Below are 19,201 nucleotides of genomic sequence, written 5' to 3'. Positions count from 1 at the left end.
AATTTTAATTCAGGAGGAAAACACCATGAAAAAATTAAACTATCAGACACTGGAAGAACAGGGTTACAACGGATACCTGTTAAAAGACGCACCGGAACGGGTACTGCAGTTCGGAGAAGGCAACTTTCTTCGTGCTTTTGTGGACTACTTTATTGACATGATGAACGAAAAAGCAGGTTTTAACAGCAAGGTCGTTCTGGTACAGCCAATCGCCAACCATGGCGGTTTTAACCTGGCTGATGTCATCAATGAACAGGAAGGTCTGTATACCTTGTATTTAAGAGGTTTTGAAAACGGACAGAAAGTAAATGACAAGCGCGTCATTTCCTGTGTCAGCCGCTGCTTAAATGTTTACAGTGACTACGAAGCAGTTATGGCCTGTGCAGAAAATCCGGAACTGCGCTACATCACCTGCAACACCACAGAAGCAGGTATTTCCTATGACCCCTCCTGCCAGTTTACAGACACACCGCCGGCCAGCTATCCTGCAAAGCTGACTCAGTTCTTATACCACAGATTTGAAAAATTCGGAAAAGAAGCCGGAAAAGGCTTTGTGATTCTGGCCTGCGAACTCATTGACAACAACGGAAAAGAGCTGGAAAAATGTGTGCTCACCTATGCACAGCAGTGGAACCTGGGCGAAGATTTCATTCGCTGGATTAAAACCGAAAACATCTTCTGCTCTACTTTAGTAGACCGTATTGTAACCGGATTCCCAAGAAATGAAGCTGCTGCCATCAACGAAGCAAACGGCTACGAAGACAACATCATCGACACCGGAGAGGTTTTCGGCTTCTGGGTTATCGAAGGGCCGGAATCTCTGAAAAAAGAACTTCCATTTGCCGAAGCAGGACTTCCTGTACTGATTACAGACGACCACAAACCATACAAACAGAGAAAAGTCCGTATCTTAAACGGCGCTCACACTTCCATGGTTTTAGGCGCTTACCTGGCAGGACAGGATATTGTAAGAGACTGTATGCATGATGAAACAATCTTAAACTTCATGAACAAGACCATTTACGATGAAATCATTCCAACCCTGTCTCTTTCTGAGGAAGACTGCAAGGACTTCGCTGCTGCTGTCACAGAGCGTTTCAAAAACCCGTTCATTGACCACGCGCTGATGTCCATTTCCCTGAACTCTACTTCCAAGTGGAGAGCCCGCGTTATGCCGTCCTTAGAAGGTTATGTAAGCAAATTTAACAAGCTGCCGAAATGCATTACAGCTTCCTTTGCATTCTACATCTCCTTCTACCGCGGAACCGAACTGACCGACGCAGGACTTGTAGCAAAGCGTCCAAACGGGGATACTTACACGATTTCCGATGACCGGGCCGTACTGGAATTCTACTACGCACACAAAGAAGACAGCGCAAAAGACCTGGTACATGCAGTCTGCACCAACACAGAATTCTGGGGCAAGGATTTAACCGAAATCCCGGGATTTGAAGCAGAAGTTGCTGCCATTGTAGAAAACATTGAAGCACACGGAACATACGAAGAAATGAAAAACTGCCTGAACTAAACCATATGCAAGCTGCAAAAAGGCTGCCGCACGAAATCCATCCGGTTTTGTGCAGCGGCCTTTTACTATTACCACTCCAGTAACAGGGCTCCCCAGGTAAGCCCTGCTCCAAATCCGGAAAGCACCAGCTTATCCCCTCTCTGCAGTTTTCCCTCCCGGTTCAGTTCATCCAGCAAAAGAGGAATACTGGCCGCAGAGGTATTTCCATACTCCTCCATGTTCATGGGAAACTTTTCCTCCGGCTCCTGCAGCCGCTTTGCCGCACCAGAAAGAATCCGGCTGTTCGCCTGATGGAGAATATAATACCGGATGTCTTCTTTTGCCGTGCCGTTCTGTGCCAATACTTCTTCGATACACTGGGGCACCTTTTTCACGGCAAATTTAAAGACCTCCTGCCCTTCCATTTCCAGACTGCTGCTGTTCTCAGCTGCTTTATGGCCTTCCGGGCAGGTCAGCACTTGTCCTCTGCTGCCGTCTGCATGCTGTACCATTCCCACAATACCTTTCCCGTCTGCTTCCAACACTACAGCCCCTGCCCCATCTCCAAAGAGCACACAGGTGCTGCGGTCCTCCCAGTCCAGCAGCCTGGACAGCTTCTCTGCCCCAATCACAAGAATCTTTTCATAAAGCCCGCTTTTTAAATAGGCCCAGGCTGTGCCCAGGGCAAAGAGAAACCCTGAGCATGCCGCATTCATATCAAAGGCTGCCGCACGGACAGCTCCGATACGTGCCTGCACCTGACACGCAGTTCCCGGAAAGAGCATTTCTCCAGAGCAGGTAGCTACCAGCAGAAGGTCAATCTCCTCCGGCAAAATTTTCGCATTTTCCATGGCTTTTTGGGCTGCTTCTGCCGCCAAATCTGCTACGGTTTCATCTACTGCAATCCTGCGCCTGTGTATCCCGGTACGGCTGTAAATCCATGCATCGCTGGTATCCACCAGTTCCGAAAGCCTTTCATTTGTGATACATAAATCCGGAACACAGCTTCCTGTTCCTGTAATTCTTCCTGTTCTCTGTTCTGCCATGTTTTTTCCTTTCTTTCTGTTATTTTATTTCTATTTCAAATATTTTGTATTTCAAACTATTGTATTCAGTATACCTTTCTTTCTGTCTTTTGTCAATTCTTTTCCCCTTCTTACGTTCCTCTCTTATCTTCTCTGAAAAATGTTAAAAAAAGGACGACCCCCTCACTGGCTGTCGTCCTTGTATATCTTTTTAATTTCCTGAGATAACTCCCGGTTCAAATCATCCAAATCAATACCGATTCCGCTTCCCATATAAGGTATCTGCTGCTTTTCCCTTGGCTCGTACTGCCGCTGTCCCACCTGGTACTCCTGAGTTCTGTCAAGGTCTTCCCTGTCACCTCTGTCTGTAGCTTCTTCTTCCGGCGGCTGATAATCGCTGTCATAATCTCCGTCATCATAATCATCATCCGTAAAAATACTTCTCCGTTTTTCAAGCGCCTTGTCCTTTGCCGTTTTCTTTGCGGAACCTTTCTGAACTACTTTCGTTTTCTTTACAACTTTCTTCTTCCTTCCTGTGGGAAGTCCGCCTCTCTTCTTCCTGCTGCCGGAAGGAAGGTGAAATACTTTTGCTTCCCAGTCCTCTCCTTTCATCAGCGGCGCTGCCTGTACTGCAGCTCCGATAACAGCCAGTATGATGCCCAGCACCAACTCCCCGCCTGTATTTTTTGCCATCATGGCAAAGAGCAGATGAATCCCTCCAATACCGCCGCAGACTGCCGTAATTCCGATAACCATCTGCTTTTCATATCCCAGAGCCAGCGTTCCTGCAAAAACGCCTGCCACCAGTGCAATGATATGCTGGGTCAGAGATGCATCCTCAAAGAAGGTGAGTATCAGAGCGTAAACCAGCCCGGTACACATGAAAAAAACGCCGAACTTATAAAGCAGCCAGGCCAGAAGCCCAAAAATCAAAGCTCCTGCCGCACCGCAGACCAGAGCCATCACTTTGTCCTGCAGGAAATAGTATCCTGCAGCTCCGCCGCCTCCGGCTCCTGCCAGAATTCCCAGGATACAGCCCCAGACTTTGCGAAGCCGATAGCCCATGAAACAGTTCAAAAGTGCAAAAACTGCCCCCGCAAGATAAATCACCACCATATACTGCTGTGGAATTGTATCCCAATACTCCTTCATACGTTCCAGTACCTGTGATATCTGTATATTCATAAATCCTTACATTCCTTTCAGATATACATGCTTAATATATTTCAGTGTTTCCTTTTCGCCTTTTTCCGCCAGCATGCGAAGCAGCTGTTCCAAATCCCGGTTGGTGTCCTCATGGACAAACCACAGTTTTTCCTTGCTGGCCAGAAAATACTGCAAAGGCGCCTCGTCTGTATACGTATCCGGATGATAATTCCGGGAGGCGCTAATGCGGTCCATAACCATTTCTGCAATGTATTTCCGCGGCATGGGCACGCCCCGGATAACGGTATTGCAGTCAATACCATAATCTACCCAGTGTTCAAAATGATGCTTGTTCCTCCCATAATGGTGTATCCAGGAGGTGGAGAGCCCGGTTGCTTCCCGCTCTGCATTGTTGGGACTCCGATTACCCTGATAATATTTACAACCCACGGAAAACTCTGTCCAGGAATACTTGGACAAATCGTGAAGAAGCCCCTGTTTGTAAAGTCCTATTTTAAAGCAATATTTCATCACTAAAAGCTTGTGCCTTGTAATCGTCTTAAAATGTTCCCAGCTCCGCATGTCTTTTCGTCCTGCTTTCCTTTTAAAATCATAATTGTCCTGGGAGGAACCAGCAGGGTCTTATCCTCTGCTTTATGGACCCCTCCGTTCTCTTCCTGGTCTGTCCGCATAACCATGTTCCAGATAATTTCTCCCGGTATGCCCGGAAGTGCAATTTCATGAGCCACCCAGTGGAAATTTACCGCCAAAAACAAAAACTCCCGTTCCTGCCCGCAGTAATCTCCGCAGTACATCACACCCAGACAGCGAAGGCTTTTTTCCTTAGGAACATACCAGGCCTGATTGCCGTGATAAGAAATATCAGGATACCCAAGCGCCTGGTAATCTATACCTCTTGGCTCTTCGTCCATATGAAAAACGCTGTTTTCTTTCCTAATGGCAATGGCTTTCTTCACAAAGGTAAAAATCGGCTCGCTGCGCTGTATGCCGCTCCAGTCTATCCAGCCCAATTCATTGTCCTGACACCAGACATTGTTGTTTCCCTTCTGGGTATTGCCCCATTCATCTCCCTGATAAATCAGCGGCGTCCCCTGGGCAGACAAAAGAAGTGCAAAGGCATTTTTCAGCTGCTGCAGCCGCAGCTTCCGAATACTTTGTTTCCTGGTAGGGCCTTCCGCTCCGCAGTTCCAGGTACAGTTGTATTCGATACCGTCCTGATTGTTTTCTTTGTTTGCCTCATTGTGCCGCTCCTCATAAGATACCATATCCATCATGGTGAACCCGTCCTGGTCTGCCACATAATTAATGACGCCGCTGCAAAGGGGATTTCTTTTGCTGCGGAACATGAACTCCTCCATCATGCCCTCTTCTCCCTTCAGAAGACGGCGCATACAGTAGAGAAATCCTTCATTGTATTCTGCCGCCCCTTTATAAAAAGGCTTTTCCCGGTTCAGAATGGTCTCTCCATCCACATCGTGAAAAAACAGTTTGCTTCCCGCCAGAAGCGCGTCTTTCATAAACAAGGCCTGGGGAATGTCTTCTCCCATAAGGTGAAATCCATCCACATGGTACTCGGTTTTCCAGTAGCGCAGAATATCCAGTATCGTGGAGGGCGCTGTCTCCTTTTCAAAATAAAATTCCATGAGGCATTCCAGATTGGCGCTGTGAAGGGCATTTACCAGATGTTTAAATTCTTTCACCGGGCTGGCCGTGGCGGAAAATGCCGCCTTTGGAGCAAAGTAACAGGCCTCCCCCGTATAGCCCCAACAGTTTACCCGCCAGACATCCTCCTTCTCCTGCTTCGGCGCGCAGGAATATTTTTTGCTTCTGGTCTGTAATCCCATACGCTCCCGATACTCATAAGCAGGCATTAAAAGCACACTGGTAACTCCCAGTTCCTGCAGATAGGGAATCTTTTCCTCCAGACCTGCGAATGTGCCTTTTTTCTTCACTTTGGAACTTCTGTGCATGGTAAAACTGCGCACCTGTACCTTATATAAAATAGTATCTGACAGAGTTTTTGGCCGAAATTCCCTGTCTGTCCATACAAATTTATCTTCTTTATATCTGCAGCAAGGTTCTTCTTCTCCCGCTTTTCCAAAGTCCGGCATATGACAGAGGCTCTGTGCGTAAGGGTCTTGCCGCACAACTCCGTCTATACGGAAATTATACCAGACTTCTGTGCCCGTCAGTCCTGTAACTTGAAGTGAAAGCAGATTACCCTGTCTGCTTTCCTCCGGAAAAGGAAATACAGTAAGGATTTTTTCTCCGTCTTTTCGCTCATACAGCAACAGTTCTGCCTTGCTTTCCGGGAATACCTCTGCCGTAAATACGTAAGTTCTCCCTTTTCTTTCTATACCCGGGCGGCATGGGATTCCCGGTACTGCCTGTATTTTTTCTTCTGTCTCTATCCTTTTGCTGTTCATGCCGTCACCTCATTTCTCTGCCTCATGAATGCAAAGATTCCTTTTCTGCACACATTTTTTTCATATAATCATAAACTGGCGCTGCATGGGCTTCATCTGTCAACGTCACCAAAACATCGCCGGCCTGCAGCATGGTTTTTCCTTTGGGAATCAATTCTGTACCGTTTCGCTTTACGGCCACAAGCAGGCAGTCGCCCGCCCAGTTAATCTGCTGTATCTGCTGCTTATGCAGCGGACTTCCATGGCAGATAATAAATTCCTGGAGAATTTTGCCTCCTGTCTTTTCCGGCACCTGCTGGCCTCTTCTTCTTAAAAGAGAATCCAGAAGGCTTTCGTAAATAGGTTCCGATTTCAGTCCGGAAGCTACCAGATAAGCTACAATAGATACCAGTGACATGGATAACATTTGGCTAACCTGCCCCGTCATCTCAAAAATCAGGATAATTCCTGTAATCGGCGCTCTTACAATGGCTGTAAAATACCCGGCCATAGCCAAAAGCACAAAATTGCTGATATAAGAAGCCTCCAGTCCCATATATTTCACGGCAAAGGTGCTGTACATGCCTCCGAGCAAAGCCCCCAGTACCAGAAGCGGAAAGAAAATACCGCCCGGCGCCCCGGAACCAAAGCAGATAAGGGAAAACAAAAATTTTACTGCAAACAGCACTGCAAGGGATTGCAATACCATATTCCCCCGTGCCGCCATATCAATAAGTCCATGACCGCTGCCCAATACCTCCGGCAGCAAAAGCCCCAGAACGCCTGCCAGCAAAAAAGGAATCAGAAGTCTTGTGGTTTCATTCAGCCCTTTTGCCTTAAAATACAGCCCCTGCACCCATATGGTCATCTTATTATAAAAAGCCCCCATAACGCCCAGCAAGACTCCCAGAATCACAATATGCCAGTAATACCGGGGTGCCACTTCCTGTCCGATATCAAACTGAAACACAGAAGTAAATCCCAGAAATTCGCCGGATATGTAGTCTGCAGTAATGGAAGCTGTCATAACAGATACCAGTACAGATACAGAAAAATTTTTATGTATTTCTTCCAGAGAAAACAGAACCCCTGCAAGCGGAGCGTGAAAGGCTGCCGCAAGTCCGGCGCTGGCGCCGCAGGTCAGCAGGTACCGCTCCTCCGTCTTTTCTCTTTTTAACGCTTTGGAAACTGCCTTTCCCGCCATGGCTCCAATCTGAATAGACGGACCTTCTCTTCCCAGAGAAAGACCGGAAAACAGGGACAGAAAACCGCCCAGAAACTTGGCCGGAAGTACCTTCCACCATACCTGGTCCAGTTTTCCCATCATTTCTCCCTCTACCTGAGGAATACCGCTGCCGGAAATCATGGGTTCAAACTTCACCAGTTTGCCTACAATACAGGCCAGAACAAACAGTGCCAGAAACCAGCCTCCTAAAAGAGCGGGATATTTCCGGGCATATTCCAGAACAAGATTCATTCCCCTGCCCGCGTACTCCAGAAGCACCCGGTACAAAAGCACAACCAGTCCGGCAACGATACCCACCAGAAATCCTTCTGCCGTGAGAATAGTTTTAAAATGTTCCGCCCGTTTCAGCAGATGTGATGTACCTTTTTTCAACGTTCTTTCCCCTCTTTTCTTAACATAGACATTTTCATTATACTTGTCCTATGGCAAAATTGCAAATCCTTTCTGTGGTTGCATTCCCTCGGTCCATCTGTTAAAATATGAGCAGATATCACATACGAGGAGGCTAATTATGAGCGAAGAAACTTATACAACCAATCTGGATTCCTGCAATCCCAGCGACTGTGCATCCTGTACCGCCAACTGCTCCAGCGCAGGCGGCAGCAGCCAGGGCAGCATTCCGAAGGTTCCGAATCCTACTATCAAACTGACCCTGGATGACGATTCTGTCCTGGAATGTGCCGTGCTGACAACCTTTCCGGTAGAAGGCTTTGGCGAATACATTGCCCTTGTTCCTCTGAACAAAGACGGCAAAAATACAGACGGAGAAACTTACCTCTTCCGTTATGCAGAAGAAGGCAATACTCCTGTTGTAAGCAATATTGAAAGAGAAGATGAATATATGGCTGCAGCAGAAGCCTTCCATGACTTCATTGCAAACCTGAAAAGTGAAGAAGAGTTGGCCGCAGAAACAGAAGAATAATCTTTTTCATACAAAACCGAGGCTGTCGCACTTCGTGCATATTGACAGCCTCTTCTCTCTTTATTCAGCAAAATTTATGCTGGGAATGCCAATCTCGATTTCCACATCTTTTTCATAGTCCACATTCTCAAATCCAAACCCAAACATATGATAAAAATCCTCCCAGTATCCTTGAATATCGGCAAGGTTTTCTACATTTTCCGTGGTAACCTGTTCCCATATTTCCCACACCCGGCTCTGGATATGTTCTTCCAGTTCCCAGTCATCCATACGAATTCTGCCCGCCTCATCTGTGGGCGGATTTTCCTCCAGTAACTTTTCCCTAAACAGCCTCACCATCTGTTCGATACATCCCTCATGGGTATGTGCTTCCTTCATCACACCATAAAGAACAGCAAAATACAGCGGTACAATGGGAATCGCTGCGCTTGCCTGAGTCACCAAGGCTTTGTTTACGGAAATAAGCGCCCTTACGTCCGGAAATTCCTCCCGAATCACACGGGCCGTTTTTTCCAGATGACGCTTGGCCTGTCCAATGGTTCCGTCATAATAAATGGGATATGTGAGCCTTGGTCCAATGTAGGAATAAGCTACAGTCAGGGCATTGTCTTCCAATACATCTGCTACTTTTAAAGCCTTTATCCAATCCAGCCAGTCCTCTCCCCCCATAACCTTTTTCGTGCCTTCCACTTCTTCCTCTGCAGCAGGTTCTACCGTTTTTGTGACAATGGTATGATTCCGCAAATCCATACTTTTTTCTGTAAAAGGCTTCCCTGTTGTCTTTAGAGCCGATACCCAAGTCTTCCCCTGTGTATCGGTTCTTCTGGGCGCCGCCAGACTGTAAATCACCATATCTGCTTTTCCCCAGTCTCTTTTAATCAGGGCAATCGTCTCCTCCTTTACAGCTTTTGAAAAAGCATCGCCATTAATGGATTTCGCATAAAGTCCCGCTTTTTGCGCTTCCTCTTCATAAGCAGCCGTATTGTACCAGCCCGGTGTAGCTGTTCTTTTGCCGTTTGACGGCTTTTCAAACATAATACCTATGGTTGCCGCCCCACAGCCAAACCCGGCTGTAATCCGGCTGGCCAGACCGTATCCTGTGGAAGCGCCTATTACCAGCACCTTTTTTGGCTCCTGTTTTCTGCCTTTCTTTCTTTCCTGGCTTCTTACATAAGCAATCTGTCTTCTCACATACTCCCTGCAGCCCTCTGGGTGAGCTGTGGTACAGATAAATTCTCGAATTTTCGGTTCAACCTTCATCTTATCCTCCTGCAAGCAGCGTATTGTTTCTTTAAAACTGCTATGATTTTCAATTATTTTGTATTTCAAAATATTTTAGCACAAAAAAAAATAATATGCAAGAGTTTTCCTCTCCTGCATATTATCTCTGCGTTCTCAGTGTTTCCCTGTAGTGCTGCCAAAGCCGCCGTTTCGCACTGCTTCTGTGTCATCGTCCTCCGTAATGCCGTACTCCAGAAAAATCCCCTGTGCAAATCCCGTTCCTGCCGCTACCTGCACCGTTTTTTCTTCATTGGAATCATTGGTAATTTTAATAAAAATATGGCCTTCATTATCCGAATAGAAATAATCGCTGTCAATAATTCCCACAGTGTTGTTTAACTGCAGGCGGTACTTAAAGCCCAGACCGCTTCTGGGATAAATCTTCAGCACCCAGCCGCACTCCATTTCAGCCCGGATTCCAGTAGGAATTTTTATAGTTTCTCCTGGCTTCAGTTCAAAGTCCAGGGGACTGAAAAAGTCATAGCCAGCGCTTCCCGCTGTAGCTCTTTTGGGCAGCCGGATGTTCTCATAAATCTTCTGAATCTCTTCTTCGCTCGCCGCGCCAAAAGAATCTCTCCATCCTTCTGCAAACTGTTTTTCGCTTACTTTATGAAATTTTGCAATTCTCTTCATGTTGTCCTCCTATGCATGCAATACAATCTTACCCGCCTCTAAGGTCCGGGGCACATCAATCACTCTCTGATTTGCACTGCCCTTCCATTTCAGGGAAATATCTTTCTGAGCCTCAATAAACTCTCCGTCTACCAAAACATCCAGATTGTTCAGAACTTCTAAATCCTGTATTTCTTCCCACAAAAATCCGGTATACAGCCATATGGTCTTTTGGGGATATTTTTCTTTCAATTCCTTTGCAAAAGCCGTAACTTCTTCCACATTTCTCCAATGCAGAGGGTCTCCGCCGGAAAAAGTAATCCCCGCAATGTAGCTCTTCTCCATTTGCTCAAAAATTTCCTGCTTTGCAGCCTCATCAAAAACCAGGCCGCCGTTGGGATCCCAGGTCACCGGGTTCTGGCAGCCTTTACAGCCGTGGTCGCAGCCTGCCACCCACAGTACCACCCGAAGGCCGTCCCCGTTTAACATATCATCTTTTGTAATATTGTGATAACGCATGAATCTTCACCTCTGTACTCTGTTGATGGTTTCTTTTATTTTCTCAATCCCGGCTGTCAATTTCTCATCTGCACTATCTGCATCTACAGATAGCATGCAGACATGGTCTTTCCACAGAATTTCCTGTCCCGAAAGATTCCCCTCGAAATGCTCCATGGGTATGATGTTAAGGATTGCAGCTTCTTTTTTCCAATCCTTTGCAATCACCCAATAAGTGGAATCACTGGAAGTATCACAGGCTGTAATGCTGTATCCCTCTGCCAGCCATTCCTGGGGCACCTGGAAAGTAAAAGTATAATCTCGGAAAACAGGCTCGTAGGTTGTGTTACTGGTAATCGTATAAGTATTCCCTTCCGCTGAAATCTCATCTCTTTTGTGCGTTTCTTTCCCTTTTAAAAGCTTTTGTATATTTTCCTTCTCAAAGTCATTGAGATTACTTTCCTGAAAATCCTCCGGCTCTGTGCTCGCCTCGTACCAGGGCTGCGCTTCAAAATACTGTCGGATACTTTCCGTCTGAAAAGCATATCCATGGCGGGCATATATTTCATTGACAGCAAGATTATACCAGTTGGGATTATATCCGTCTACCTTGTCCTCCAGGAAGTCCTTCCTATAGACAGAAGGAGAGGTGAGTTCTGTGTCTTCTAACATTTGTTTATCAGAGTCTTTGCACAGATAAACCCCTTTATCCTCTGCTTTTACTCCGCTTTCTGTCCCCTCTCTGTCAATACGTTTTTTCCATCCCGCCGGATGTTCCTGAGCCGTTTTCTCTTCTTCCGCTTCCGAAAGATGTGCCTCTTCCTTCTGGCCGCAGCCTGACGCTCCCAATAACAGAAGCAGCATAAAAATCCCCATTCGTTTTCTGCCCATATTTTCACCTCCCATACAGAATGCCGCAATACTTCCCGTGAAGTCCAAAAAGGGGCGCACTCTCTTCGTGCCGCCCCTTCTGTTCATTTCTGTATCCACCTGTTTTCACAGTTTTTATGCCTCTTCCGGAACATCTTTCATGCTGAAGCTGATACGTCCCATTTTATCTTTTCCAAGGCATACTACTTTCACAACATCACCCAGAGAAAGCACATCTTCTACCTTGTTGATTCTTTCTTTTGCAATTTTGGAAATGTGAACCATACCCTCTTTGCCTGGTGCAAATTCCAGGAACGCACCGAATTCTTTAATGCTGATAACCTTTCCTGTGAAAATCTGACCTTCTTCAAAATCTGTGGTAATGGTCTGGATATATTTTACAGCTTTATCCATCATAGCCTGGTCCGTACCACATACAGATACTGCACCGCTGTCATCAATGTCAATTTTCACACCTGTCTCGTCGATAATCGCATTGATAGTCTTGCCTCTCTGACCTACCACATCACCGATTTTTTCCGGGTCAATCTGAATCTGCACAATCTTAGGTGCATATTTGCTTACGGCGTTTCTCGGCTCTGCAATACATTTTTCCATAACTTCTGTCAGAATGTATTCTCTGGCCTCTTTTGTTCTGGCAATGGCTTCTTCAATAATCTGCCTTGTCAGACCATGAATCTTAATATCCATCTGAATGGCTGTGATACCGTCATGCGTACCGGCTACCTTAAAGTCCATATCTCCGAAAAAGTCTTCCAGTCCCTGAATATCTGTCAGTACCAGATAGTCGTCATCGGTTTCCCCTGTTACCAGACCACAGGAAATACCTGCCACCGGTTTCTTAATCGGCACACCTGCTGCCATTAAGGACATGGTAGATGCACAGATACTTGCCTGAGAAGTAGAACCGTTGGATTCAAAAGTTTCAGATACTGTACGGATTGCATACGGGAATTCTTCTACGCTTGGAATCACCGGCACCAATGCTCTTTCTGCCAAAGCTCCGTGTCCGATTTCACGGCGTCCCGGTCCTCTGGACGGCTTTGTCTCACCTACAGAGTAGGACGGGAAATTATAGTGGTGCATATAGCGTTTGCTTACTTCAAATTCATCTAAGCCATCCAGTCTCTGTGCTTCTGACAATGGAGCCAGCGTGGTAACGGTACAAATCTGAGTCTGGCCTCTGGTAAACATCGCGGAGCCATGTACTCTCGGAATCAAATCCACTTCTGCTGCCAAAGGACGAATCTGTGTAATAGCTCTTCCATCCGGACGTTTGTGGTCTTTTAAAATCATTTTGCGGACGGTTTTCTTCTGGTACTGGTAAACAGCTTCGCTCAGTACAGCCAGCCATTCTTCGTTGTCTGCAAAAGCCTCTTCCAGTTTTTCTGTAATCGCGCGGATGTTTTCTTCTCTCACCTGCTTTTCATCTGTAAAGACTGCTTTTTCCATTTCTTCCGGAGTTACAATCTCTTTTATAGCTGCAAACAGTTCTTCCGGAACTGCACAGCTTTCATAAGTGTGTTTTTCTTTTCCGCATTCTGCAACAATTTTATCAATAAATGCAATGATTTCCTGATTTACTTCGTGGGCTTTGAAAATTGCCTCAATCATTTTTGCTTCCGGAATTTCATTTGCACCGGCTTCTATCATGATAACTTTTTCTCTGGTAGACGCAACCGTAAGCTGTAAATCAGAGATTTCTTTCTGAGCCAGAGACGGATTTACCACCAGTTCCCCGTTTACCATACCCATCTGTGTAGCCGCACATGGTCCGTCAAAAGGAATGTCCGAAATACAGGTCGCAATAGAAGACCCCAGCATAGCTACGACTTCCGGATTGCATTCTGTGTCCACAGCCATAACCATGTTATTTAAGGTTACGTCATTTCTGTAATCCTTTGGAAACAGAGGACGCATAGGACGGTCAATAACACGGGAAGTCAGAATCGCATGTTCACTTGCTTTTCCCTCTCTTTTGTTAAATCCTCCCGGAATTTTGCCTACCGCGTACATTTTTTCTTCATACTCTACACTTAATGGGAAGAAGTCAATTCCTTCTCTTGGTTTGTCAGACGCGGTTGCAGTAGATAATACCGTGGTATCCCCATAACGCATAAATGCTGCGCCATTGGCCTGTTTTGCAACACGTCCGATGTCTACGGTCAGGGTTCTTCCTGCCAGTTCCATTGAAAAACTCTTATACATATTTTTTCTCCTTTTCATTTCTCACAGCAATTTCTGTCCGAAACAACTAAAAAACACATTTCCCGGTCTGTAAATGCACTTTTCAGTGGTCTCGGCATCAAAATTTCTTGTGCTGTTTCATTTCGCTTCTTACGGTAAAAACAGGGCGGGAATCCTCCCGCCCCGTCTTCTGGTTCTGATTATTTTCTAAGACCCAAACGCTCGATTAAAGCACGGTATCTTTCAATATCAGTTTTCTTCAGATATGCAAGTAATCCACGTCTCTGACCTACCATTTTCAGAAGACCTCTTCTGGAATGATGGTCTTTATGGTTCACTTTCAGGTGCTCTGTAAGTTCCTGAATTCTTGCTGTCAGTACAGCTACCTGTACTTCCGGTGAACCTGTATCGCCTGGTGTTCTTGCGTATTCTGCCATAATAGCCTGTTTCTTTTCTTTAGAAATCATGTTTGTTGTCCTCCATATTTTTCATTTATCGCCTGTGATTAAGGAGCGGTTGGAGATTCCTGCTTCTGAACCACGGCTGTCTTCAACGTTTTGAGTATAGCATATACCCAGAGGAATGTAAAGACAAAACTTTCGCTTTTTCTATGCAATCTTATAGCCGGCCTGCACAAAAGCCCGTTCCAGTTTATTCACCCTCTCGGTAAGATATTCCACCTTTACTTCGTAAACGCTGTTCGTATCTGCCGCTTTTATAGAATGATTCAGTTTTTCCATTAAAGACAGGTGATTTTCTGCCAGAATGGAAATGGCTCTGTTCGTAAAATTTTCCAGTTCTACTCTCGTTTCCTTCAAAGTTGCTTCTACGACGCTCATTCTGCCTTCCAGAGAGGATACCCTCTCTTTCAATTCGCTGACATCCTCCTTCAACTGCGCCACGTCTGTTTTAAGCTGTGCCACATCTGTCTTCAATTCGCTGACGTCTTCCCTCAGTCCCCCCAGTTCTTTTCTGAATTCACTCATCTGCTCTAAGAGCAAATCCAATTTCTGACTATCTGTCATAATAAGAGCCTCCTTGTATTTTTTCTTGTCGTCCTATGCAAGGATTTCTCTTTTGTAAAATATTTCTGTATATCATACTACCATGGAGTTCTGAAAAAATCCATCCGCAAGCATTCACAATTCGACAAAAAATATATCTGTATTTTACGTTTGCAAAAAGTGATATTGCACAAACTCATTTTTATATTTCCTTCTGCTTTTTCAGGAACCGGAAAGTACCCTTACCGCCCATACCGCATTTTCCCAATATACATTTGACACCTTAATTCCCGTAGCCGCGCTGCTGGCATGCACCACCTGGCCGTTTCCAATGTACAAAACCACATGATAAATACTGCCTCCATCTGCATAAAAAATCAAATCTCCCGGCTGGGCCTCCTCTACCGCAATCTTTGTCCCTGCCTGCGCCTGATCCGCCGCCACTCGGGGAAGAGAAACCCCAAAATTCTGATATACGCTCTGGACAAACCCGGAACAGTCCGCTCCGTTTGTAAGACTTGTCCCTCCCCATACATAGGGATTTCCCACAAACTGCAGGGCATATGCAGCAACCATTTCACCTTTTCCGCTGATTTCTGCGGAAGTTTTTGCTGCCTGAGCCTCTGCCTGCTGACCGTCTGTAGCTTGACGTGAAATCCTATATGCATACACAGGCTCCTTCTTCTGAGTCAGCGCCAGATATTCTTTCTGTGTAACTCCCGTAATCAGATAGTCTTTAAACACATATCCTTCAATTCCGTCTGATATAATACGGCACCAATCTCCCGCATCTTCCAGTACCTTGCAGCAACCTTCCTTGGGAAGCTGTGCAGACACTCCATACTCTGTTCCCGCTCCGGTACGGATATTCAGACAGGTATTGACCTTTGCATATGCCACCCGTTCTTCTCCCTCCTGGGGCATTGCCAAAACCTCTGTACTTCCCATAAACATTCCTACAGCCAGGAAACCTGCTGCCAGCATACTTTTTTTATATGTTTTTCTGCTTTCTTTACCGTCTTTCCCTTTTTGAATACTTTCCCTATTTTCCTTTTTCCGCATAACATACTCCTTTTTTATTTTTATGAAATGAAAAAAGCCCAAGGTTTGCGTTCCTCAGGCTTATCTTTTGTATATTATACGCTTTTTATGATTTTGGTTTGTACTCTGTACTACATTCTGCACTCGTTTAGGACTGTTATGTAAAAAATTTCTTAAAAATCCTTCTTCTATCATAAGCGAAATTTCCATACTTGTCCATATCATTTTTGAAAAAACGCTCGACCTGTTTCTACATCCTGGTTGAGCTGCTTTTTCAAATCTTCCAGAGAATCAAATTTCTTTTCCGGGCGCAGATACTGATAAAAGCGAACTTCCGCTTCCTGCCCGTACAAATTTTCATTGCAGCAGAAAAGATAGGTTTCCACTCCCAGGAAATTTTCCCGCACCGTAGGTTTATACCCTACGTTGGTGATACCCTCATAAATTTTCCCGTTTATCAGAGATTTGGTAATATAGACCCCATTGGGTGGAAGCTTCTTGATTTCCGGCGGAATCAGATTGGCGGTAGGAACACCGATAGTTCTTCCAAGCTGTCTTCCATGGACAATCTCGCCTCTGGTAAAATAGGTATATCCCAAAAGCCCATTGACTTTTTCCATATTTCCCTTTTCCAGTTCTTCCCGGATATACGTACTGCTGATATCTCTGGAACCATCTTTTTCCTTTTCCACAATTTCCACAGTAAATCCGTACTCTTTTCCAAGCTTCTGCAGCATTTGAGGATTTCCCTCCCGCTTGTGTCCAAAACGAAAATCCGGACCTACAGCCAGATATTCTGCATGCAGCCGCTCTACCAGATATTCTTTTACAAACTGTTCCGGCTCCATGTGCATCAGTTCCTCTGTGAAGGGACACTCCGCCAGAATATCTACCCCTCTTTCTTCGGCAAGCTCCCGCCTCTCTTCATAGGTAAGCAGAAATTTAGGAGGAACTTTCAATATATAAGAGCGGGGAGAAACATCAAAAGTAAAGACCACAGCCCGGCAGTCTTCTCTGCGTTTTTCACTAATGCAGTGAATCAGCTTCTGGTGCCCTCTGTGCAGTCCATCAAATTTTCCCAGCGTCACGGCGCTTCGTACTCCCTGTTCCAAATGAGGAATTTCTGTTGTATAAATCATAACTGCTCCTTCACGTCGTTTTCTGTAAAGCCCCGGCAGAATGAAAGTCTTCAGGGGAAGAAAAAATCGTCACCGGCTTATACTGTCCTTTTACTTCCTGCCACTCATAAAGTCCCACAAAGATTCCTGTTTCTGTATACATACGCACCCTGCCTGTATGTTCCGGCTTTTCTGCCGGAATGGCATTGCCGTTTTTCAGCATTTTTGTAAAAGTTTCTGCCGCATAAAAAGCAGGATAGTCTGCAAACATTTCTTCCACTGAAACAATTGCTTCCTCCAGCTTTCCCTGGATTTTTTTTTCTTCAATCGCAGACAGTTTCAGACTGTCCTGAATGTCAAACCGGTCTACTCTGGTACGCAGCAGACTTTCCATACAGCCCATGCAGCCCAGTTTTTCCCCTATATCATGACATAATGTCCGTATGTAAGTTCCTTTGGAGCAGGTAACAGAGAATCGGACAAAAGGCAGTTCCATAGACAGAATACGAATTTCATAAAAAGTGACGGGTCGTGGCTGCCGTTCCACTTCAATGCCTTCTCTTGCCAGTTCATACAGCTTCTTTCCCTTGACCTTCAGCGCGGAATACATGGGAGGAATCTGCATCTGTTCTCCCACAAAGCTTTCCATGCAAGCCCGTACTTCCTCCTGCGAAACACGCACCTCGCACTCCCGCTTTACAACGCCCGAAATATCCTGTGTATCGGTATCCAGACCCAAATGCAGAACCGCTTCATATGTTTTACGCTTATCCGTCAGCAGCCCGCACAGCTTAGTTCCTTTTCCCAGACAAACGGGAAGCACTCCCTCTGCGTCTGGGTCCAGTGTTCCTGTATGTCCGATTTTTTTCTGGTGCAGAATTCCACGAAGTCTGGCAACCACATCATGGGAAGTATATCCCTTTTCCTTATACACGTTGATAATTCCGTTTATCATTTGCTCTCACATCTTTCCGGCAGCCGCTTTTCTATGCAGCGCAGCAGATTATTGATAACATCATAAGCAGACCCCTGAAGCGTACAGCCTGCTGCCATAACATGACCGCCTCCGCCAAAATAAGAAGCCACTTCATTGACGTCCACCTTTCCGTTTGAACGAAGGCTGACTTTAAATTCCTGTACCTTCTGTTCATACAGGAACACGGCCACTTCAACACCTGCGGTTACACGAAGCTGCTGTACAATGCCGTCCAGATCCTTTGGCTCTACATGATAAAAATCCATATCCTTTCTGCGAACAACGCCAATGATACACTGTCCATCTAAAACCAGAAGGCTTTCCATCAGGCATCTTCCCAGAATCTGATTCTGTATATAAGTTTTTTCATAAAAAGATTTATCTACGATTTTAGAAAAATCAATTCCCTTTTCCATTAATTCCGCGGCAATCCGCATCGTTTGAGGCGAAGTACAGGAATACTGAAAAACCCCTGTGTCATTGGCAATGCCTGTATACAGGGCTTCTGCCACTGGCTTTGTCACTTTTTCCTTTTCCAGAAGTGTATACAAAACCTCAGAAGCAGAACTGGCCTCCGGCTGAATCACATTGATTTCTGCAAACCCTTTATTACTGATATGATGGTCAATGCAAATGGTTTTTTTGGATGCCTCAAATGCCTCCAGAGCCACGCCCATACGATTTTTCACACTGGTATCCAGCACGAAAAACACATCATAGATTTTTTCTTCTGTATAAGCAGTCTTGATCTCCTCTGTTCCCTGCAGAAACAGCAGACTTTCCTTTGGGGACTCCAGATAAATATCGGTTTCGATTTCCGGGTAATTCTCTTTCAGATATAAATACAATCCCATGCAGGCCCCCACGCAGTCACCATCCGGACGTACATGTCCGGCAATGGCTGCTGTGCGGATTCCCGTTAATTCACTGGTTATCTTCTCCATCTTCCAAAACCTCCTGTTCACCCGCATGTCCGGTCACCTCATCAATGAGTTTCGACATGGTAACTCCATATTCAATGGATTCGTCCAGAATAAAACGGATTTCCGGAGTATTTCTAAGATTAATACGTTTTGCAAGCTGTCTGCGGATATAACCTTCTGCGCTCTTTAAGCCTGCAATGGTATTTTTCTTCGCTTCTCCGTCTCCCAGAACACTGATATAGGCTCTGCAGGTTTTTAAATCCGGCGCCACCTCTACCGCTGTCACAGAGGTCATGGGGTGGATGCGCGGGTCTTTGATTCCTTCCCGGATTAAATTCGCCAGCTCATGCTGTACTTCTGCATTTACCCGGGTATTTTTAATACTGTTTTTTCTCATA

General features: G+C 45.6%; 19 protein-coding genes. 2 read left to right on the top strand and 17 right to left on the bottom strand.

Annotated features, from left to right (window positions below; all coding sequences use genetic code 11):
* Positions 1-25 precede the first annotated feature (25 nt).
* Positions 26-1,528, top strand: coding sequence for a tagaturonate reductase (locus WBS51_RS00720; RefSeq protein ID WP_173747333.1), 1,503 nt, complete (start codon positions 26-28; stop codon positions 1,526-1,528).
* A gap of 68 nt (positions 1,529-1,596) precedes the next feature.
* On the opposite strand, the gene WBS51_RS00715 is transcribed toward WBS51_RS00720, so the two are convergent.
* The 5 genes from WBS51_RS00715 to WBS51_RS00695 all read right to left on the bottom strand — a co-directional run bounded on the left by WBS51_RS00715 (position 1,597) and on the right by WBS51_RS00695 (position 7,722).
* Positions 1,597-2,553, bottom strand: a complete 957-nt coding sequence (locus WBS51_RS00715) for a beta-ketoacyl-ACP synthase III (protein WP_291681733.1) — start codon at positions 2,551-2,553, stop codon at positions 1,597-1,599.
* A gap of 162 nt (positions 2,554-2,715) precedes the next feature.
* Complete coding sequence (locus WBS51_RS00710; protein WP_173747331.1) at positions 2,716-3,717, bottom strand: ABC-2 transporter permease; 1,002 nt, start codon at positions 3,715-3,717, stop codon at positions 2,716-2,718.
* Between the two features lie 6 nt (positions 3,718-3,723).
* The gene (locus WBS51_RS00705) at positions 3,724-4,260 is read right to left on the bottom strand and encodes a DUF5662 family protein (protein WP_173747330.1); all 537 of its coding nucleotides are present in this window, start codon (positions 4,258-4,260) and stop codon (positions 3,724-3,726) included.
* Entirely contained in the window at positions 4,212-6,125 is a 1,914-nt protein-coding gene (locus WBS51_RS00700; protein WP_180211070.1) for a glycogen operon protein GlgX, read from the bottom strand. The genes WBS51_RS00705 and WBS51_RS00700 overlap by 49 nt, the downstream gene beginning before the upstream one ends.
* 22 nt (positions 6,126-6,147) lie before the next feature.
* The gene (locus WBS51_RS00695; protein WP_173747329.1) at positions 6,148-7,722 is read right to left on the bottom strand and encodes a ClC family H(+)/Cl(-) exchange transporter; all 1,575 of its coding nucleotides are present in this window, start codon (positions 7,720-7,722) and stop codon (positions 6,148-6,150) included.
* A 139-nt stretch (positions 7,723-7,861) separates the two neighbouring features.
* On the opposite strand from WBS51_RS00695, the gene WBS51_RS00690 reads away from it, so the two are divergent.
* The gene (locus tag WBS51_RS00690) at positions 7,862-8,272 is read left to right on the top strand and encodes a DUF1292 domain-containing protein (protein WP_173747328.1); all 411 of its coding nucleotides are present in this window, start codon (positions 7,862-7,864) and stop codon (positions 8,270-8,272) included.
* Positions 8,273-8,332: 60 nt separating this feature from the next.
* Here WBS51_RS00690 and fabV read toward each other — a convergent pair whose 3' ends face one another.
* The 12 genes from fabV to rbfA all read right to left on the bottom strand — a co-directional run bounded on the left by fabV (position 8,333) and on the right by rbfA (position 19,200).
* On the bottom strand, positions 8,333-9,532 hold the full coding sequence (gene fabV, locus WBS51_RS00685) for an enoyl-ACP reductase FabV (protein ID WP_173747327.1): 1,200 nt from the start codon (positions 9,530-9,532) through the stop codon (positions 8,333-8,335).
* Between the two features lie 135 nt (positions 9,533-9,667).
* Complete coding sequence (locus WBS51_RS00680; RefSeq protein ID WP_173747326.1) at positions 9,668-10,186, bottom strand: dUTP diphosphatase; 519 nt, start codon at positions 10,184-10,186, stop codon at positions 9,668-9,670.
* A 9-nt stretch (positions 10,187-10,195) separates the two neighbouring features.
* A complete protein-coding gene (nrdG, locus tag WBS51_RS00675) occupies positions 10,196-10,684 on the bottom strand; it encodes an anaerobic ribonucleoside-triphosphate reductase activating protein (protein WP_173747325.1) in 489 nt (162 codons plus the stop codon).
* A 6-nt stretch (positions 10,685-10,690) separates the two neighbouring features.
* Positions 10,691-11,554: a YARHG domain-containing protein gene (locus tag WBS51_RS00670; RefSeq protein WP_291681731.1), complete on the bottom strand. Its 864-nt coding sequence runs from the start codon at positions 11,552-11,554 to the stop codon at positions 10,691-10,693.
* A 114-nt stretch (positions 11,555-11,668) separates the two neighbouring features.
* A complete protein-coding gene (locus WBS51_RS00665; RefSeq protein WP_173747323.1) occupies positions 11,669-13,762 on the bottom strand; it encodes a polyribonucleotide nucleotidyltransferase in 2,094 nt (697 codons plus the stop codon).
* Positions 13,763-13,941: 179 nt separating this feature from the next.
* Positions 13,942-14,208 carry a 30S ribosomal protein S15 gene (gene rpsO, locus WBS51_RS00660; protein ID WP_111920841.1) on the bottom strand — a complete coding sequence of 89 codons (267 nt, stop codon included), beginning with the start codon at positions 14,206-14,208 and terminating at the stop codon, positions 13,942-13,944.
* Positions 14,209-14,349: 141 nt separating this feature from the next.
* Positions 14,350-14,766, bottom strand: coding sequence for a coiled-coil domain-containing protein (locus WBS51_RS00655; protein ID WP_291681730.1), 417 nt, complete (start codon positions 14,764-14,766; stop codon positions 14,350-14,352).
* Between the two features lie 201 nt (positions 14,767-14,967).
* The gene (locus tag WBS51_RS00650; RefSeq protein ID WP_173747321.1) at positions 14,968-15,807 is read right to left on the bottom strand and encodes a C40 family peptidase; all 840 of its coding nucleotides are present in this window, start codon (positions 15,805-15,807) and stop codon (positions 14,968-14,970) included.
* 200 nt (positions 15,808-16,007) lie between these two features.
* On the bottom strand, positions 16,008-16,925 hold the full coding sequence (locus tag WBS51_RS00645) for a bifunctional riboflavin kinase/FAD synthetase (protein ID WP_173747320.1): 918 nt from the start codon (positions 16,923-16,925) through the stop codon (positions 16,008-16,010).
* 10 nt (positions 16,926-16,935) lie between these two features.
* Positions 16,936-17,859 (bottom strand): tRNA pseudouridine(55) synthase TruB, encoded by a 924-nt coding sequence (gene truB / locus WBS51_RS00640; protein ID WP_173747319.1) that lies wholly within the window; start codon positions 17,857-17,859, stop codon positions 16,936-16,938.
* A complete protein-coding gene (locus WBS51_RS00635; RefSeq protein ID WP_294460049.1) occupies positions 17,856-18,824 on the bottom strand; it encodes a DHH family phosphoesterase in 969 nt (322 codons plus the stop codon). Before WBS51_RS00635 ends, truB begins: the two co-directional genes overlap by 4 nt.
* Positions 18,805-19,200, bottom strand: coding sequence for a 30S ribosome-binding factor RbfA (gene rbfA, locus WBS51_RS00630; protein WP_173747317.1), 396 nt, complete (start codon positions 19,198-19,200; stop codon positions 18,805-18,807). Before rbfA ends, WBS51_RS00635 begins: the two co-directional genes overlap by 20 nt.
* Between the last annotated feature and the right edge of the window lies 1 nt (position 19,201).

It is taken from the genome of Blautia acetica (assembly GCF_038739805.1).
In the GTDB taxonomy this organism is placed as follows: Bacteria; Bacillota; Clostridia; order Lachnospirales; family Lachnospiraceae; genus Blautia.
The sequence above is the reverse complement of the archived record's forward strand: the minus strand, read 5'-3'. Positions and strand labels throughout refer to the sequence as shown.

Bases quoted from the DNA above. Each gene is read 5' to 3' on its own strand.
- WBS51_RS00720 (WP_173747333.1), top strand. From the start codon at position 26: ATGAAAAAATTAAACTATCAGACACTGGAAGAACAGGGTTACAACGGA.
- WBS51_RS00715 (WP_291681733.1), bottom strand. From the start codon at position 2,553: ATGGCAGAACAGAGAACAGGAAGAATTACAGGAACAGGAAGCTGTGTT.
- WBS51_RS00710 (WP_173747331.1), bottom strand. From the start codon at position 3,717: ATGAATATACAGATATCACAGGTACTGGAACGTATGAAGGAGTATTGG.
- WBS51_RS00705 (WP_173747330.1), bottom strand. From the start codon at position 4,260: ATGCGGAGCTGGGAACATTTTAAGACGATTACAAGGCACAAGCTTTTA.
- WBS51_RS00700 (WP_180211070.1), bottom strand. From the start codon at position 6,125: ATGAACAGCAAAAGGATAGAGACAGAAGAAAAAATACAGGCAGTACCG.
- WBS51_RS00690 (WP_173747328.1), top strand. From the start codon at position 7,862: ATGAGCGAAGAAACTTATACAACCAATCTGGATTCCTGCAATCCCAGC.
- fabV (WP_173747327.1), bottom strand. From the start codon at position 9,532: ATGAAGGTTGAACCGAAAATTCGAGAATTTATCTGTACCACAGCTCAC.
- WBS51_RS00680 (WP_173747326.1), bottom strand. From the start codon at position 10,186: ATGAAGAGAATTGCAAAATTTCATAAAGTAAGCGAAAAACAGTTTGCA.
- nrdG (WP_173747325.1), bottom strand. From the start codon at position 10,684: ATGCGTTATCACAATATTACAAAAGATGATATGTTAAACGGGGACGGC.
- WBS51_RS00670 (WP_291681731.1), bottom strand. From the start codon at position 11,554: ATGGGCAGAAAACGAATGGGGATTTTTATGCTGCTTCTGTTATTGGGA.
- WBS51_RS00665 (WP_173747323.1), bottom strand. From the start codon at position 13,762: ATGTATAAGAGTTTTTCAATGGAACTGGCAGGAAGAACCCTGACCGTA.
- rpsO (WP_111920841.1), bottom strand. From the start codon at position 14,208: ATGATTTCTAAAGAAAAGAAACAGGCTATTATGGCAGAATACGCAAGA.
- WBS51_RS00655 (WP_291681730.1), bottom strand. From the start codon at position 14,766: ATGACAGATAGTCAGAAATTGGATTTGCTCTTAGAGCAGATGAGTGAA.
- WBS51_RS00650 (WP_173747321.1), bottom strand. From the start codon at position 15,807: ATGCGGAAAAAGGAAAATAGGGAAAGTATTCAAAAAGGGAAAGACGGT.
- WBS51_RS00645 (WP_173747320.1), bottom strand. From the start codon at position 16,925: ATGATTTATACAACAGAAATTCCTCATTTGGAACAGGGAGTACGAAGC.
- truB (WP_173747319.1), bottom strand. From the start codon at position 17,859: ATGATAAACGGAATTATCAACGTGTATAAGGAAAAGGGATATACTTCC.
- WBS51_RS00635 (WP_294460049.1), bottom strand. From the start codon at position 18,824: ATGGAGAAGATAACCAGTGAATTAACGGGAATCCGCACAGCAGCCATT.
- rbfA (WP_173747317.1), bottom strand. From the start codon at position 19,200: ATGAGAAAAAACAGTATTAAAAATACCCGGGTAAATGCAGAAGTACAG.